Raw genomic sequence first — 16,664 nt, 5'->3', positions numbered from 1 at the left:
TTAAGAAGTCCCTATATTTCGCCAAGAGCCATTAATTAAAACTTGGATATATGAATAAGAAGCCCAAATAGATGGGTTATAGTTGGCCCCAGACATACCAGTAAACACGCAACCGTCAGGAGCTCTAACTTGCCCCCCGGTATCAGGCTGGTTAATTCGTCCAGTGAGCCTGACGTTTTGGACAAGATTTTGATAAGCCCAGTTTTGTGCGTTATTTTGCGCGTTCGATATATTTTGATTCAGCCAGTTGCTAAGGTAGCCTCCCCATTGAGGGCCTTCGACATTGCCGTCTGGGTGCCATGTAGTCCCGGCGGAGTTGCTTATAGCTGGCCAGCCCCCATTAAGAGAAAGCGAACCATTATTGTTAAATGCCGGATAGGCATCCAATCCCCCTCCGTGGATATGGAATGATAATGATCCATATTTCCCTACAGTCTCAAGATAATAAATATCTCCATATTGGTCACCAGCACCTTGGATATGCAGTCCGTTTGTTTGGTTAAAACTTTGCCCGTTACTTGTATAGGGGTTAACCCCTAACTTATTAATATATCCAGTATAATTAACCGAAAAACTTGTACCTACATTTATGGAGCCGTCACTGGTGGAGACAGCAAGCGGTCGCAGGTTATTAAATGTCCCCCACTGGTCACCAGCATTGGTGAGCATGAGATAGAGGGCATTGCCGTCATTACGCCAGAATGTACCGTATTGACCTGCAACGATCCTATAGGTGTCGGTATAAGTCGAACCTAGCGCACCACTCATTCTATCGCCAGTCTTAGCAACAGCGTTTACATCGGCAGCAGTAGGTTTAAACCTATCGGTATAAATTCTCGCCCAGGTAATCCCGCCAGCCTCTGCTTGTGAAATGCCGACATACGCCGCCAAATTACCGCCAACAACAGCAACGTAGCCTGAGGATGGTGCCGCATCCATAGGCAAGCATACAACGCCAGCTGATACGTTTCCGGACACTGCAGGAGGCTTATTGGCTGACGAAGCATTTACGCGGAAAAACTGCGCGATGTTACTGTAAGCGTCGCTTTTGGCTATTGGCCCGACACCCAAACCCGCCGTGCCCATTTCCATTACATTACCACTGCCAGTGCCGACGTTTTTCGTCGCAGCAGTACCGAGCTCAAGATTTTTCCGGCCCTCCGCTTTATTTTGTAAATCCGCCAGGTTTTGAGACTTTTGAAGAAACAGCCCATTGGGATCCGCCAACAGATTTTTCCAGCCCGCTGCACTGGCGCCATCCGGATCCGTTGTGTTCGCTTCAACTGTATTCCACCAGATTTTCGAGCCGTCAGCGCTTAATACCGTTGCGCCTTTTGCATATCCGCCGATAGCCTGAGCAAAAGCAGAATCAAAGGTATAATGGCCGCCGGCTTGAGAAAAACGAATTGCCGCAGTGATGTCGTTCAGCAGTCCGTTAAAATCCTTCCCGTGCGGTGGGATACCGCCGGCCGCGATTGCTGTCATTGTGAGTGGCGGAAAGCCAGAGTCATAGGCAGCTTTGCCCTTTTCCTTGGTTTCCTGCGTGGCATTATTGGGGATCGTGTTTTTGTCAGCTGTACCGCTGGCGAACGGCACTGCAATCTGACGCGGTTTATCTGTCAGTTTCATTTTATGCCTTCTGAATTATTGAAACGTTAATACCTGGCGGCGCCGGCAGCGCGCCGGAGGACTGGACGATAGCCAGCTCTGCGGTCGACAGTTCAAACTCGAACACATAGCTCATCTTCATTCCGCCATCGTTCTGGATATAGGCGCGCCCCCGATCGCCGAACATGTAACGCAACATCCGATTGATATTCGGTATTGAACAATCGGTGATATTGCTCATGGCTTTCATCATGATCAGACGGCGATAGATCGGGTCCGCAAGTTCAATGGTCTGCGTTGTGCTCTCACCGCTATAGAACGGCGCCTGGTCAAATGGGCGGGGATCTGTCCGCGTTGGCGTATCCAGCCGCGCCTCACTGAACCCCAAATAATTAAAGTCGTCGTCGACCGTTAGCCGCCGGCTTACGTCCACAATTTTTCCCCACATATCGAGGCCATAGGTCTCTGCGGTTTCGATGTTCCAGATCAGATCGTAAAAATCATCGACGAACTTGTCGGGGGAAACGGCTTCGTTGAAGCTGCCTATCAGGGCGTTAAGGCGGGGGCTGGCGGCGTACTGTGCGAGCACAGTGGCGGCCACATTCTGCAATTTAGACCTCCTGCAGCTTTACGCTGATATTGTTCGGATCCAGCGTCGGAATTTCGTCGATTCCAAACTGGAGGGATGAGGAAAAGGCGTTACCATCCCTGCTCAGCGCCAGGCTGAGAATATCGATGTTTGAAGGGTCAATGCTGTAAATGCCCGCATAGAATCGCCCGGCGGCCAGCGCAGCCGCTGCACGCGCACGATTGCCCCCATCAGCGCCATTGAATGCCGCGATCACTTTACCCTTTACCTGATCGGTAATGTCCGATGGTAAATATTCGCTTTTTTTCAGGATAACCCTCACTGACACGCTCACCGGCTTCAACCCTTGCCAGGTGATCACATACTCCGGGTATGGCGGCTCATAGCCGTCGGTATCTGCAATCGTGTATGAAGAATCACCGTTCATGTCGACACCGGGCGGCGCCTTGCGCCAGATAGCATCCGCGATATCCTCAGCCTTTCCGCCATATACGCCAACGTAGAACGAGTTTTTCTTCAATGTATATTTGGATGAGCCGACTTGTCTGTCTACCGGGGTCGGGTTATGCGTAACGTATACATCCACTACGTTGGGAACTTTTGCGAGGATCTCGCCGCGGATCGCGTTCAATGTATTCCGGGCATTGTTGGCAACGGAATTGCGTCGGCGGTGCTCAAAGTCGGCTCTGCTCTCCTCATTGTTGCCCGGCACCCCGGCGGCGCGGTTCGTCACACCAGACCAGCCAGGGATCGCTTTGTAGACCTTGCTGAGCGCACCAATGGGGCAACCGATCGGGCCTGCCGTGAGGTTCTGGAAAACCACATCTACGCTACCGGCGGCACCGATCGTGGCGTCGGATAGGCTGGCGTAGAGATACCCCGTATCATCCTGCGCCAGGCTTCCGGCAGGGATCAGCGTATCCACCAGCCCTGAGCACGTCCCGGTTACTGTCGTGCCGGTGGCACCGATGCGATCGAGGAAATAAACCCGGCCAATCGCATCCTGAAACCTGCCGCTGCTGTAGTCCGCGTTCACCTGGTTCGCGATCGCCAGCAACTGATCGTTCTTATCGGCGATGATGGCCGAATCGCTCATCGCCAGCTGTCCCTGTGGGCTCGTCAGGCTGGTCCCCATCGAGCTCCCCAGCGCGGTGGAGAAATCGGTTAGCCGGCCGTTTAATATGTCCGCTTCATCCGGCACCAGCAGCCCCGTTTTTGAAAACGTAACCGCCGGTACCGCAGTTGTGTAATTGGTGTTTTCATCCGTCATAACAGCACCGTGTAATCGTTGAAATTGGTATCGGTGATCGTCATTACGCCACCAATGCGGCGATCTCCATCAGAGACTGCCGTACACAGCGCGCTGGAGACCGTCTGCAGTTTCATCGCCTCCTGCTGCATTTTGGTGTTAATCAGCTGCGTGCCGGGCCAATGGCCGAGGATCCGCGGGTAATAAGGAATTCCGAGCGTGTTGTCATACCAACACTCGCCAAGGAAAGTGCTGCAGGCGCACGCCACATCCTGCGCCACCGCATAAGGATTGTCTGTGACCGCCAGGTTGCCTTTGTCGTCCAGCATCAGATCCCAGGTATTCGTATCGAGAAGAAGTGAGCGAGTTTGCATCATGCCCCCTATTGCGGTTTATTCGTCTGCGCGCTGCCTGATTGCACGCCACCATGCACGTGGTCACCAAACTCGATACCACTAATCATGGCGCCGGCGGACAGGTCCGCTTTGCCTTTGGCTGTAAACTTCTGGCTCACCTCGGTCGCGCCGTTCAGTGCGATTTCCGGCGAGTTAACGGCAAAGCGCTTCGATGCATTGGTTTCAACATCCGGCGCATTCAGCGTGATTTTCCAGGGTGAAGTTACATTGATCTGCTGATCGGCAAACTCGACAAATTGCACCGGGTCGCCATTCAGCACACCACCCAGATAGATCGCGTCTGACAGGCTGTGCGTGCGCCTTGATCCCGGCATAGCGGGCTGGCGCGTGGCTTTAATCCCGCTGATATCCCGATCGCAAATCGCTATGAACCCAATATCACCGGCTTTCGGTGGCATGATCACCGCACTTTGACCACCCTGTAGACGCCACACCGGCACGTTGTAAATTACCTCATGCGGGATAGGTGAGCCGTCGCCAGCGACGGCCATCACCATAGGGCGAATGTCCACGTGCTCCCCGTTGGCATTGATCACCCTACCCAACGTGATAAACGCATGACGCCCCAGAAACTGGCGCATAACGAAGTCCTGCGCGTTGATATCACCATTCAGATCGGAGCCGTTTACATGAAAATTTTCCATATCAGCCCCCGGGTTGCCGCAACAATTCGCAGGATGTTGAACATTGGCCGCCCTCAATCCATGAGGTTAACGTGTGCATTGCACCGAGCACCGCATAGCGGCCGCTGGCGTTCGGGAGTGAGGTCACCAACGACAATTTGCGACCAATAAAAATATCAGGACAGAACAGACACGAAATGCTCAGCCCAACATTGGTAAAAATGGGATACCCGATTAATCCGTGGTCGGGAGAAACGAGCAATACCGACTCTTTTCGGGATACTCCCTTTGGCCAGATCGTCACCTTCTCCACGTTGATATCGATTTCGGCATCAACAGCCCGTGCCGCCTCGATCATCTGCTGCGTGATATCTCCCTGGAAATACGGATCGGGCAGCGTGCGTTTAACGCCCTGATTCTCATATTTCAGCCCCACTGATGATGCCATTGGCATCAAAATGTCATCGATCGAGACGGGGCCTTTCGCGCTGAATGGCGACACCTTTTTCGCCCGCAGATAAAACATCATGTTCGCCGTAATAATCAGCGGCACATCCGGAGCCTGGTTGTAATCCGCATATGCATCGCTGATAAACCCTTCGAAAATCAGACGGTCAGCAGCCCATACGCGGATCCGATTAGGCTTGGCCCCATCAATCCAAATCCCTTTGTAGCTCAGCGCCGCCATCTGCTGGGCCACGAGCCCCCACAGATAAAGGGTAATTTGCGTGCCGGCAATCCCGCCATACGCCGCCAGGCTTATATAGCAGCGCGCATTCTTGACGGTAAGCACGTTACCCCGATCGTCAAACGTTCGCCCCTCTGCCAGGGTAAACTCCACCCTGATATCCCGTTGTTGATAGCTCACGGCATTTCCTCCGGCGCAAGGTAGTAAAGTTTGAAACGCTCACCCAGGCCGGACCATTCAGGATCCGCGTTTCCCGCCAGGTCAGCGAAAAATAATTCGCCGGCGAATGGCAGATAGACGTAACGCACGATCTTGTTGCCGTTCAGGCACAACACCCCCTGCAGGCAGGGAGTGCCGTTAACGGTCAGATCGATATATAGCCCCGTGGTACGCTGTGCCAGACGAATTTCACAGGCCTGATTATTCAGGGAGACGGTGAATCGTTGAGACTTGAGGGGCTTGAGTACAATTTCCAGCATCAGGTTAAACTCCGCGCCAATTGCTTAACCGCCGCATCCAACTTTTGCGTCGCGCTGACGGTGACCTCTCCGAGAGGTTTGGTCACATCCTCGACCGCTGACGAAACCTTATCGGCAATGTTCCCAACCAATTCCGACGCCGAGCGCTGCACGCCGGAGATCGCTTTCTTCACATCAGAAAGGGTGGAACCACTCGTTGAAGAGGTAACGAGCTCCGTTTTGGCGCTCGCTCCCTGGGTGATTTGATTATTGGTAGTGTCGGCCTGCGATGTCTCGCTGCTGACGGTCACCTCGGCCACGTCCTGCACGTCCTGAAAAACCGCCGTTACCGTAAGCAACGTCGGGCCGCCGTCGCTTCGGATCCGATAATCGTATTTGGTCAGGTCATAGGACGAATAGGTTTTGTCGGGGGTTTCGATGTCATAAACCTCCGCCGTTGTGCGCATCGTCTCCAGGGTGGCCAGCACGTCCGAGCGGGATGTCAGCGTGAGATTGGTCAGGTTCGGAAGCCCGCCTGAAAACCCTGTCCAGCCTTCCACGGTAAACGTAATGTGTAATTCTGCCGGCCGCTGCACCTTGTTGAATGAGGTGTAACCACCTCGCTCGATCGGCGCCGTGGTGATCGACGCTTCGCCCCCCACTTCGATAACGACAAATGACGTTGGCGAAAAGGGCTTCGTGCCGACACTGGCGCCGGAGGCATAATAAACTCCGTATCCCGGTGCCAACACGCTGTTAACGACAGACAGCAGGCCACCGCCCCGCACAGCATTCAGTACAGTGGCCTGATTCAGGGAAAACCTCATGTCGACACTCCCGATGCATACGCGCCCACAAAGCTGGAGCGATTAATTTTTTGCCTTGCGTCGTCGATGATCCCTTTCGTGCTGTCCGCCGGCGAATTCACCTGCAGAGTGCCGATATGGGTTGTTTCGGTGATCGTGGATTGCGAACCGCCGACCGGCTGGCGCGCCTGCGCCGCCATGCCTGCGCCCGGCTGAGGCAAATTCGACAACACCTTCGGCACGTATTCCCGCGTTTCCTGCGGGGCCGCGCCGAGCCCTTTGCGCTCAACATTACCCTGGCCCCAGTTATACGCCGCCAGCGCCTTACCCAGATCACCATCGAACATTTTCAGCAGCTGCGACATGTAGCGCGCTGCGGCATAGGCTGATTTCTCCGGATCAAAAACGTCATCGCCGACCAGCCCAAAGTCCTTCGCCGTGCCTGGCATGAACTGAAACGGCCCTTTGGCGCCCGCTTTCGATATAGCCTGAGTATCGCCGCCTGACTCCGTGATCACCATGCTGCGCAGCAGCCCGGCAGGGAGCCCGAACGTTTCCTCCAGCTTGCTGAGTTTCGGCTGCAGCCACGCCAGCATTTCCTCACCGGCCTTTGTTGGCTGTGGCCGGCGTACAGATTGAGCAAACTGCGTCGGAGCCTGGTCTTGCCCGTAACCATCACCACGCGGAAGATTGATCCCGAATGTATCCTTAACCCAATCGTGAGCGGATTTTCCCCACCCCTCTACCTTGTCAATGAATGGCAGATTGTTCAGGGCATCCGCAACGGGGTTATTTTTCAGCGCAGGGTATTTTTCCTCGAGGGGTTTAATGACAAACTCCTCAAGCGCCACCAGAGCTGCAATAAGGCCGGCAGGCCCCATCAGCGCCCCGCTGAGCCCTTTAAACAGGGAAAGCAGCTTGCCACCCACCGATGCGCTAACCAGCAGCAGAATGGCGTTCTGCCAGCCTCCTACCGCATTGGCGGCTTCACCGGCGATACCGACAATGCTCGACAGAACATCGAACACGCCCTGCACTGCGGCTTTGATTTCATCCGGGTGCTGTGCCATCCAGCTCGCCAGATCGTTCAGCCACGCGTTGAACTGTTTGATGTAAGGCAGCAGCGCGTTAAAGAGGATGTATCCCGTTTTCTCAAAGGCCTGGCTGATCTCTGCCCACTGCTGGCGAAACTTTCGCGCCGCCGCGATTGACTGATCGTCAACGCCTGAGTGCGCTGTAAATCGGTCAACATCGCGCAACGCATGGCCAGAGCCGAACCATTGCTGCGCGGCGTAGCCATACCCCAGCTCACTGCCATAGGCCTGCTGCTGATCCTTATTCAGGTTTGGAAACGCGGCTGCCAATTTGCGGACAATATCTTCAGTCCCATCCCGGCCCAGATCGATATTGGCGCCCGCCTGGTTGGCGGCCAGTAGCAGGCTTTGAAGTTGTGGATCCAGCCCAAGGCCAGATTTTAAGCGTGCCTTTGCATCGTTGATGCGGGAGAACGCGCCAACAATCTCATTGGCACTGACACCGAACGCCTCGCCCGCCTTGGTCCAGCCATCCAGCGATTTGGCCGACATGCCAAAAGCATCGGCCGCCGTCGCCAACTGGTTCAGGTTACTGGTGAACCCGGTAACAAAGCTTTTGAGGCCGCCCAGCGACAACGTGACGCCGGCCAGCGCCAGCACCTGGGCGCGAATACTGGAAAAGAACGACGCCGCCTTTTTGCCGCTGGCTTCCATGTCTTTGGCGGTTTTGTCGGCTTTTTTCCCGGTTTTATCCAGCGCCTCGCTGCTTTTCTTCTCGCCGGTGTCGAACGCCTGCGCAACGTTCTCCATGACCGCTGTCAGGCGGTCAAGCCCTGCCACTACCGCCTGCTCGCCAGCGCTGAAGTTTTTGTCGTCAATACCCAGGGCGAGGACGAGCTCGTCAAGTACCATTGCCACTATTTCCCCTCCTGCATTACGCGTGCGTTATGGGCGTCCACCTGGATGATTTCCAACAAATCCCACAAGTCCTGCACACCAAGCACCGCATCCAGCTCGGCCTTGGAGGCTTTGCTGGCGGAAATCACGGTAGCGATGGTGTGCGGAACGTTGGTGTAATCGACAAGCCCAAACGGCCTGTCAGGATTGGCAAAACGAGGCGGTATATCTAGCGGCCGGCGGTAGCGAAAAAATCCACGTGCAGTTTGAACACCTCCGCGCGCAGGTTAAGGCGTGTGGCCACTTCATCGATATCGGCTTCAATCAAAGGGCGAACCACGGTTTTATCCGCTGGATTCGGCACGGCCTGAACACAGGTCATCAACTCATCAAGCAGCGGCTTGGCCTCATCCGGGGGGATCTTCGAAATCGCCTTTAAGCCCTCAACAGCCATCGCCGCGATCCCCATGCTGCGTAAATTATCGGGGATCTCGACGCCGCCGCGCCCCATCGCCATGAGCGCCCGCAAAGCCCACCATTCAGCCTGTGACGCCGACATTTCCTTGATATAGAAAACCTTGCCCTGATCGCGCCCGGCGGCGTCGATAGTGATAAACGTCTCTTTACGTGCCATCAGTTAAACGCCTCCGGAGTGATGGATTCCCATTCGATGATCGCCTGGCTGGCCTGCAGAATGCGGCCGGCATCCGGTAGCGCCTTCCACTGCTTCAGCACGCCGTTCACGCATTTATATTTGCGCTTGAGCGCCGGCAAGATAACCGTTGCATTGCAGCGGAACACCGCCACGCTGGCGCGCGATGTGGTCGCCCAGGTATCGAACACGTCCCGGCTTTCCGAATCCGGCATAATGTAGATCGTCTGGTTGATGTTGCCGTAAATGAAGCCGGCCGATAACTTGCCGTCGGCGCCGCGCACCGTTTCCGCCAGGCTCAGCGCGTCGGTCCCGTAGATATTATCCGCAGCGAAGCCCTGCAGCTGCACGCCTGACGGGTACAGGTTCATTACCGACAGCGTAATAATGGCGTCGGCAGAAGTGATGGTGTTGGACATTATTGAACCTCCGTCGATGCAATATTCAATTTCTGGATGCTGCCGCCGTCGCTGTACCACAACGCGCAGTTCGGGCTGGTGCGACCTGGTCGAAGGGCCGGCAGCATTTCACCGACATAGAGGTAGTACCCCGTCGCGAAAATTGTCGCCGACACGTCTTCCCCTACTGCGTTGCTGATCTCCAGTTTTTGCGCCGCGGACAGTGTCACCCCGGCACGAATGCCGCCCCATGCTTTAAACTGCTCGATCACATCGGTCATCGAGGTTGCAACCAGCGCGCGCCCGGCGTTGTTGTAGGGGATAGTCTTGTTGGATTTGAACAGCGCCAGCACCGCGCCCTGCAGGTTGGCGTTCAGCCAAATTTGCCCGGCGAAGCTGTCCAGCCATTTGAAATCGCCGGTGATCGAGCCATCTGCCCAATAATCCTCGACGATGTTATTGGCGGCGTACTTGCCGTAGAAGTTATAGCCATTGGCGATCAGCACGTCGTACTCATCCCCGCTGGTCACATCGGCCGCCAGCCCGTTGTATTCGCGGAATTTGAACGGCACGCGCCCTTCTGTGCGGGTAAAGTCCAGCGCAGCGGCATATCCCAATACGGATGCAGGTTTTTTCACGTCAGTGCAGAACACCGGCACGACACTCCCGTAATTGTTCACGGTGATGATCTTGTACGCGATGTGATCCTGATTGCCCGTAATTCGGGCTTTTTCGTTGGTGGTCCACGCCACATAGAAAAAGCGCTCCTCCTGCGCGCTGGCCCATGCGGACAACGCCAGGTGTTCATCATCCTTGCACTCGAAAACGGTCGAGAATGAGGCCCACTGCTGCGACTTGGCGATGATTGCCGTGAACAGCGCGGGAACCACTGCCGCCGGCGCCCCCTGGGAGATCTTGGCGCCGAGATCGCTGGTCATCTTCATGGGTGCCGCTGCGGTGCCGGTCGCATACGCGATAGTCGTCGCTTCCGGCTTGGTGCCTGCAGCAGTGATGATGAAGGCATTGTGCGTGGTGTCATATACCACCGTCGCCACGGCGGCCGTCAATGAGGTTTGCAACGCGGCGGCCGCCTCCGCAAAACTGGTTACCGCGCTGAAATTGACTTCCGCACTGGCATTCTTCCCGCTGATGCTGATCGTGAGCGTACCGGAGATTTTTTTCAGCTCCTCGACCGTCACCCCTTTAAACGATCCGCTGCGCAACCATGCGGCCGCCGGCGCGCGGTTGAATCGGGCGAACAGCAACGCCCCCGGAGATTTTGTCGCGTTGTTGTAGCCCTGAAAATACATGGATGCCATAACGTATTCGTCAGAGTCACCACCGAAATAATCGGCCACGCTCGAGGGTGACGAAAACGAAGGGACGTCGCCGATCGGTACGTAAGGGCTGTCGGTTAAAAGCAGGCCGTTGAGGTCGACCGCATTACCCACGGCGGATAGCACGCCCGGTTTGATTTTTACGTCTTTACTGATTGGAATTGCCATCGATGGACTCCGTTGTGGTCGTTTTGATGGTCACGTTGTCGAAGAACGCCAGAGGCGCACTGACCACCGGTTTGATTTGCGCGATGAATTCCAGCGTCCAGCGCGGCTCGTATTGCCACTCGCCGTTAATCATCGTGGTCTGACGGGGATCGCTACAGTAGAGCGGCGTTAAGACGCCCCCGGAGCAGCGAAAAGCGGAGGTGCCAAACTCCGAGCGGATCAGCGTGGCGAACATCAGGGAATTTCGCTCCGCGCTGTCGCCAAAGAAATCAAGCTGACATTCCCAGCGCGTGGTGCGCGTAATGTGTTGCGTACCCAGTCCGGCCTCCAGTGGCGGCGAATACTTCACCACCGCCGTAGACAAACCGGCGGAATTCAGCGAAGTCATCGCGATAAATTCGCCCTGTGGCATCGGCACCCCGTTTTGCTGAGTGCGCTCGATCTGCGCATCAACAAAAAGCCCCTGGAGAAAATCGCCAAGGGCTTTATAGAGATCGCTTTCAGTGATCGAGAGCGTTACGTTTGCAGACATGCAACAACCCTCGTCCAATCCGGCCAGTTCTCCGGCACCGCCACCACAAGCCACGTTTCGCCCGCGATGACGAATTTGTCACCGCCGACCTGCTTCGGTCGGCTCACACCGCACCAGTTCCCGTTCGTATAGATGGACGTGAACACCCCCTGAATATTCAGGTTGTCCAGGTGGCGGATATCGCCCTGGGTAACAGCCTGTTTTTGTACCATCATCGGAATAGGCGCGTCATAGGCCGGCGCCCGGGAATAATCCTCACGTTTTTCGGCACCTAGCGATCGATAAATCTGCGCCTCAACGAAGGGATTAACTGCGCCGACGGCGCGCGAAACAATACCGTGCAAATTCACTCATCACCTCCATCAACGGCATAGTCGACGCTGTTCTGCATGTGGCCAGTGTCGACCAGCGGCTTATCGAACCCTTTGCGCTTAATGGTCGACTCCGCCAACGGCGGAGAATTGAGCTCCCGGATAGAATCCTGCAGCTGGCTTTTTATCCGCTCCCCCATCAATCCAAGCGCTAACCGCGCGTCATAATTTGATGAACAGATAAGCTGCGAAAACTCACCGGGCCACTGCGTACTGTTGGCTGAAATCATGTTGCGGAAAAAAGGCCGCGGCAGCTGAAAATAGGACTCCCCGGCCTTGGTCATCACCATTTTTCCGAACTCGTTCGCGGCGGCCACCAGCGCAACCGGGGTCCCGTCCTCATAGGTCGCATCGGCCAAAAAACCCACCTTGAGGCGCTTGCCCGAAGACAGCCCTTCGGCAATTTGCGCCAGGCGCGCTTTAAACGCGGCACCGCCGCGAACACTGGCACCCATTTAGCGCCCCCGCCTGACCGGCCGATAGTAGTGGTCTGGATAGCGCGATGGCGATGAGCCCGGGTGATAAACCATCGTCCTGTAGGGCGCGGTCGCTTGCCAATAATCCGCGCCATAGGGAGTCTGCAGATACCACCACGACTGATCGTTACTGCCGGCGCTGTCCACCGATACAGAAACCGATCCCTCTGAGGCACTGGTAATGCGGCCAACAAGGCCGCTTCCCTGACCGCCCGACTGTCCTGAACCAAATCCGCGCAACGCACAGAGATGAGCAACAAGCAGGAAAAATAACTGCTCGCGCTCTTTCAGATCCTGCACTTTGCTTTCATCGGTATTATCGAGGTAGAGGGTCGAGGCCTGATTGAACAGCGCCTCGAGCAGGTCATCACTTGGCGCCGATCCGCATCCCGTTGCAAACGCCGGGTAAAGCACCCGAAATGCCTTGATGTTGAAAACCACGGCGCCCATGCATTACTCCTTTTTATTCATCGCTTCATCATCACGCTTGATCCCCGGTGCCGGGTTGTTTTGCGGCAATGGGTCAAGGCCTGACTTCAACTTTTCCTGCTCTTTGGCCTGCGCACGGGCGCTGTTGCCATTGTCCTGCGCGAAGATCACACCGTTTTTTACATACGGCTGATCTTTGTGGATCTTCAGCCAGGCGTCCCACAGTTCCTTATCGACCGGTGTGAGGCCATAGCCGCCGATAATTCGCACATCTTCGCCGCGGTAACCCGCGACCGCCTGCCGATGGCCGTCGACTTCCAACACCAAACCGTTCGGCAATTTGCAGCCAACTGTTACTTGCTCTGCCATCTTTTAAACCCCCAACATTTGTGCGTAAGCCAGCGGTTGGCGAATGATCGCCCCCCAGGTACCGGCGGATTTTTTCTGGTGCCAGGCTGAAGACTCCGTCACCACTGCATGCGCGCGCATTTTCTCGGTGAACGCACAGTAACCGGTGTCGTTCTCCCCGAGACGCTCGGCGATCAGCTGAACCACTTCACCCGCGTCGCTGGAATATTCCACCGCCGTTTCGATGGTCATATTCGGGAAGTTTTTCTGCAGAAGATCTGAAACGTTGACCTTGTATTGGTTGGTCTTCGTCAGGTTGGCTTCTGATGTCGGGGACATATTCAGCTTCATCTTGTCGGTTCGCTCGACATGCCCTTTGGTCTGACTGACGAGCTGCTTGTACAGCTTGACGATGTCGTTATAAATCGCCTCGGCGTCCTTATCGTCCCATTTCAACTTGCCGCCAACGTCAATCGGGGTAATCGGCGCCGACAGCGATGGATCGTTCAGCAGGCCGTAGTTCTGCAAGCCCTCGATGCCGTAGAAGTAGGATTTATTCTGGAACTTGTTCAGCACCAGGGCAGACGCGACATTCAACTCCGCCGCCCAGCCAATGCGCGCCGCGCCGTACATGTCCAGTTCGCGTTCACCCCAGCGGGTGTGCGTCTGGTAGTGGTAGCTCTGGCGCTGCACCCAGTTTGCGTTCGCGGTTACCATGCCGTTGTTGTTGTAGTCGCCGTAAGAGCTGGTGTCACCGGCTGATTCCACGATCGGGAATTGAGTGGTCAGCGTCGTCCAGTCGCCCTTTTTGGTTTCGCCCAGGATTTGGGCCGCTTTCATCGGTGTCACCAGCACGCGAATTAATTCTGGATCAACGTAGTTGGTGAAATAGGCCGGCACGCCGGAGTTTGAGACCGTTACCAGATTAGGCTGCGCATCCATCGCCAGCGCGAAATCGCTCGCATACTCCGGCGGCAGGTAAGCCTGCGCGCCCGGCAGGATGATGCCGTAATCGCGGCTGGCGGTAGCGTAATGCTGCTTAAATTTATTCATCACTTGCTCCAGATGCTGATTTTGATACGTTCTTTGGCCGCCGCGGCGCTGGCCACCGAGAATGCCGTTTCCGCAAAGCCTTCAATGGTCGCGCCGGCGGCACCGGTAGCAATCTCGCCGGTGGTCAGTGACGCAAACACTTTTTGGCCGACAGTGGCCGCTGTCGTGGTAACCGCCCAGTAATCACCGCCGGTGTGCAGCGTGCACTCTCGCCCCGGCTGGATCACGTTAGACGCCGCGCCCAGCCATTCAACGATTGACGCCTGGCCATCGCGAGGAACAAACCCCGACGGTGCGCCAGTGCCTTTGTTCGATGCCACGCCCTTCACCACCCAGGCAAATCGCCCAATGGTTAACCCGTCGGCGCCGGTGACCAGTGCCCCCTCACCGGCCACATAGCTGGTGTACGGGTTGTTACTGGCAAAAGCCCCCTCAATACCCGGAGCCGGGTATTGGTTAATGCTCGTCTGAAATCCTGACATGTTAATAACCTTTTTTAAGTTTGCTGGCGGTAGGGAAATCGGCAGCGAAAGACGATGCAGCCGCGGAGTCATGCGCCAGTTTCGGCGCCTTGACGGCCTGTTTTTGCTCAACGGCATACTTCACCATGCTGCGGTAAGCGCTTGGGTGTACGTCGGTGATATCGATCCCGGCCTGTTCGAGAGCAGTGCGGTAAACCTCCTCGGCGGAGTCCATCGCCACCACGTCACCAATCAGAGGACGCACCTCACTTTCAGCGGTGCGAACCGCCTGGAAGTTTTTCGCCGCCACCTTGGTGGCGTTGTCAGCCGCCAGCCTGATAGCAGCGTCCATCGCCGGTTTGCTGACCATATCGGGATTCGGTTTTACCGGGTCTTTTGCTGGATCGTCCGGGGTGTCATCCGCCGCCGGCATCAGTACCGCTTTGATTTTTTCCAGCACTTCCTCCGGCACTTTGTCGGACAACAGCGCCAGGATGCTTTCCAGTGAGTTTTCCGTATCAAACGCTGGCCCGTTCTCTTCCGGCTCGACCACTTCTTCGGCGGCCTCCATCAGTTCGGCAAGCTCGGCCGGCTCGATTTCCATATCCTGCGCCAGGCGGCCGGAAAACGCGGATTTGACCGCATTCGCGATCGCGTTGGGGCGTTTATGCTGGCCCACCAATTGCGTGAGGTCTTTCGGCGAGGCGTCTTGCGCCAGGCGAGGTTTGAGATAGGCGCCCAGCGCTGCGCGCATGGCGACACCCTTACGATTTAATTTCATGTTTTGTAACTCCTTCGGGAGGCAATCAAATACCAGCACATCGGATCCGGCCCGGCCGTCGCCGACCAGCGCCACGTGGTTACCGACGATATCCCGCATCACGCCGTCAAATTTGACGCCATCCGGGGTAACGCCTGGGGTCATGTCAGCGACGTACGCATACGACGATGACAGTTCTCGTTGCTCGTCGGTCTCGATACCGGCGATGGCGGAGTTGTCCCAAATCGACAATCCGTTTGTTAGGTAGGTGCCATCAAAATCACTGTTGGCGTGCGTTGTCCCCACCCGAAGCTCACGCGCGGGCGCGCCTGGGTAATCAGGCTTGTGTCGGCAAAGGATGGGGATGTTATTGAAGGTTTTCGCTGCCTTGCGCAGCTCGTCGGGGTCGCGGTACAGCATGTACAGCCGGTCGGGCTCAAGTCCCAGCGCCTCGGAATTCGGGATTTCTCGCCCGTAATAGCCGCACACGTTGGCCTTGCTGATGTTGCTGCGTTCTACCTGCAGCCGTCCGACCTTATCAATTTGCCGTACCGAACCCCGGTCAAATGCCAGTCGTTCAGTCGTCATTCATTACTCCAGTCCCGGTAAAATCGCCTCCCATCCACACCTGCAACGAATTTTTTCCCCTGGCATGATCCATTCGCCATCGATAAACATGCCTTTGTCCAGATCGAATTCTTTGCCGTCGGCTTTCACATGGGAGATGCGCGGTTCTTTCCCTGCGTGGGAATGGCGCCAGCGCCCTCGGCGGATGCCAAGCGCACGCTGGCGCGCCGACTGCATGGCAGACGTTGCCTTGTTGTTCTGATCCAGCGCGATAAAAGCCGCCCGGCGCCGGGTGACGCCATAGCGCTGTTGCAGCTCTTTGGTCAGGGTGCCGAGATCACGCCCACGGGATACCGATTGCATTACCAGCGTTTCGACCTGCGTGAGGTACTGCTGCGGAATGGAGCGGATCAGGTTGACGTTCTCGGTGATGGTCGCCTGCAGCGCGTTGTTCATTTCCGCCGTCATTTTGAATGGCACCGTGAAACCTGCCTGCTGCAATGCAGTGGAAAGCGACGCATCGCTATTCTTCATCACATCAGAAGCGAAACGCTCAGCCAGTTTTCCGGCCAACACATCGAATTTTTTTCGCCAGCGCCGCGACAATTTGCGCATGGCATCGCGCATCATGATCGCCGGTGAGGCATCCTGCGCCAGCCCGGTCTGCCGGTATTCGGCGCGCAGCCAATAGAGCGTGCTGTTGTGTAGCTCCTGCACCGCCTTATCCAGCTGCCGCCGGTACCA

The 16,664-nt window shown here is 56.1% G+C and carries 21 protein-coding genes; all 21 read right to left on the bottom strand.

Features of this window, described 5'->3' with window-relative positions:
- The 21 genes from J9788_RS02045 to J9788_RS01945 all read right to left on the bottom strand — a co-directional run bounded on the left by J9788_RS02045 (position 1) and on the right by J9788_RS01945 (position 16,637).
- A complete protein-coding gene (locus J9788_RS02045) occupies positions 1–1,629 on the bottom strand; it encodes a hypothetical protein (protein WP_182264654.1) in 1,629 nt (542 codons plus the stop codon).
- A 1-nt stretch (position 1,630) separates the two neighbouring features.
- Positions 1,631–2,218 (bottom strand): DUF2612 domain-containing protein, encoded by a 588-nt coding sequence (locus J9788_RS02040; protein ID WP_182264655.1) that lies wholly within the window; start codon positions 2,216–2,218, stop codon positions 1,631–1,633.
- A 1-nt stretch (position 2,219) separates the two neighbouring features.
- Positions 2,220–3,467: a baseplate J/gp47 family protein gene (locus J9788_RS02035; RefSeq protein WP_182264656.1), complete on the bottom strand. Its 1,248-nt coding sequence runs from the start codon at positions 3,465–3,467 to the stop codon at positions 2,220–2,222.
- Positions 3,464–3,820: a hypothetical protein gene (locus J9788_RS02030; RefSeq protein ID WP_182264657.1), complete on the bottom strand. Its 357-nt coding sequence runs from the start codon at positions 3,818–3,820 to the stop codon at positions 3,464–3,466. Before J9788_RS02030 ends, J9788_RS02035 begins: the two co-directional genes overlap by 4 nt.
- 8 nt (positions 3,821–3,828) lie before the next feature.
- Positions 3,829–4,506 (bottom strand): Gp138 family membrane-puncturing spike protein, encoded by a 678-nt coding sequence (locus J9788_RS02025; RefSeq protein ID WP_182264658.1) that lies wholly within the window; start codon positions 4,504–4,506, stop codon positions 3,829–3,831.
- A gap of 1 nt (position 4,507) precedes the next feature.
- Positions 4,508–5,353 carry a hypothetical protein gene (locus J9788_RS02020; protein ID WP_182264659.1) on the bottom strand — a complete coding sequence of 282 codons (846 nt, stop codon included), beginning with the start codon at positions 5,351–5,353 and terminating at the stop codon, positions 4,508–4,510.
- Positions 5,350–5,652, bottom strand: coding sequence for a hypothetical protein (locus tag J9788_RS02015; protein WP_182264660.1), 303 nt, complete (start codon positions 5,650–5,652; stop codon positions 5,350–5,352). The genes J9788_RS02020 and J9788_RS02015 overlap by 4 nt, the downstream gene beginning before the upstream one ends.
- Complete coding sequence (locus tag J9788_RS02010; RefSeq protein ID WP_182264661.1) at positions 5,652–6,458, bottom strand: phage baseplate protein; 807 nt, start codon at positions 6,456–6,458, stop codon at positions 5,652–5,654. Before J9788_RS02010 ends, J9788_RS02015 begins: the two co-directional genes overlap by 1 nt.
- Entirely contained in the window at positions 6,455–8,389 is a 1,935-nt protein-coding gene (locus tag J9788_RS25005; RefSeq protein WP_370576303.1) for a transglycosylase SLT domain-containing protein, read from the bottom strand. The genes J9788_RS02010 and J9788_RS25005 overlap by 4 nt, the downstream gene beginning before the upstream one ends.
- A gap of 208 nt (positions 8,390–8,597) precedes the next feature.
- Positions 8,598–9,002 carry a hypothetical protein gene (locus tag J9788_RS02000; protein ID WP_049194151.1) on the bottom strand — a complete coding sequence of 135 codons (405 nt, stop codon included), beginning with the start codon at positions 9,000–9,002 and terminating at the stop codon, positions 8,598–8,600.
- A complete protein-coding gene (locus tag J9788_RS01995; protein WP_038875737.1) occupies positions 9,002–9,439 on the bottom strand; it encodes a hypothetical protein in 438 nt (145 codons plus the stop codon). Before J9788_RS01995 ends, J9788_RS02000 begins: the two co-directional genes overlap by 1 nt.
- Complete coding sequence (locus J9788_RS01990; RefSeq protein WP_182264662.1) at positions 9,439–10,923, bottom strand: DUF3383 domain-containing protein; 1,485 nt, start codon at positions 10,921–10,923, stop codon at positions 9,439–9,441. Before J9788_RS01990 ends, J9788_RS01995 begins: the two co-directional genes overlap by 1 nt.
- On the bottom strand, positions 10,904–11,455 hold the full coding sequence (locus J9788_RS01985; RefSeq protein WP_038875743.1) for a hypothetical protein: 552 nt from the start codon (positions 11,453–11,455) through the stop codon (positions 10,904–10,906). Before J9788_RS01985 ends, J9788_RS01990 begins: the two co-directional genes overlap by 20 nt.
- A complete protein-coding gene (locus J9788_RS01980; protein WP_049194153.1) occupies positions 11,440–11,805 on the bottom strand; it encodes a hypothetical protein in 366 nt (121 codons plus the stop codon). The genes J9788_RS01985 and J9788_RS01980 overlap by 16 nt, the downstream gene beginning before the upstream one ends.
- Positions 11,802–12,281, bottom strand: coding sequence for a hypothetical protein (locus tag J9788_RS01975; RefSeq protein ID WP_182264663.1), 480 nt, complete (start codon positions 12,279–12,281; stop codon positions 11,802–11,804). The genes J9788_RS01980 and J9788_RS01975 overlap by 4 nt, the downstream gene beginning before the upstream one ends.
- Positions 12,282–12,752, bottom strand: a complete 471-nt coding sequence (locus tag J9788_RS01970) for a DUF4054 domain-containing protein (RefSeq protein WP_182264664.1) — start codon at positions 12,750–12,752, stop codon at positions 12,282–12,284.
- A 3-nt stretch (positions 12,753–12,755) separates the two neighbouring features.
- Entirely contained in the window at positions 12,756–13,100 is a 345-nt protein-coding gene (locus J9788_RS01965) for a hypothetical protein (protein WP_110157892.1), read from the bottom strand.
- A 3-nt stretch (positions 13,101–13,103) separates the two neighbouring features.
- Positions 13,104–14,132, bottom strand: a complete 1,029-nt coding sequence (locus J9788_RS01960; protein WP_182264665.1) for a major capsid family protein — start codon at positions 14,130–14,132, stop codon at positions 13,104–13,106.
- Complete coding sequence (locus tag J9788_RS01955) at positions 14,132–14,614, bottom strand: hypothetical protein (protein WP_182264666.1); 483 nt, start codon at positions 14,612–14,614, stop codon at positions 14,132–14,134. The genes J9788_RS01960 and J9788_RS01955 overlap by 1 nt, the downstream gene beginning before the upstream one ends.
- Before the next feature lies 1 nt (position 14,615).
- Positions 14,616–15,941 carry a DUF2213 domain-containing protein gene (locus J9788_RS01950; protein WP_182264667.1) on the bottom strand — a complete coding sequence of 442 codons (1,326 nt, stop codon included), beginning with the start codon at positions 15,939–15,941 and terminating at the stop codon, positions 14,616–14,618.
- A gap of 3 nt (positions 15,942–15,944) precedes the next feature.
- Positions 15,945–16,637 (bottom strand): phage minor head protein, encoded by a 693-nt coding sequence (locus tag J9788_RS01945; RefSeq protein WP_197752091.1) that lies wholly within the window; start codon positions 16,635–16,637, stop codon positions 15,945–15,947.
- Between the last annotated feature and the right edge of the window lie 27 nt (positions 16,638–16,664).

This window comes from Serratia sp. X10 (genome assembly GCF_017811775.1).
Taxonomy (GTDB): domain Bacteria; phylum Pseudomonadota; class Gammaproteobacteria; order Enterobacterales; family Enterobacteriaceae; genus Serratia; species Serratia ureilytica.
Note: the sequence above shows the minus strand (reverse complement) of the source record. Positions and strands in the feature narration are given on the sequence as shown.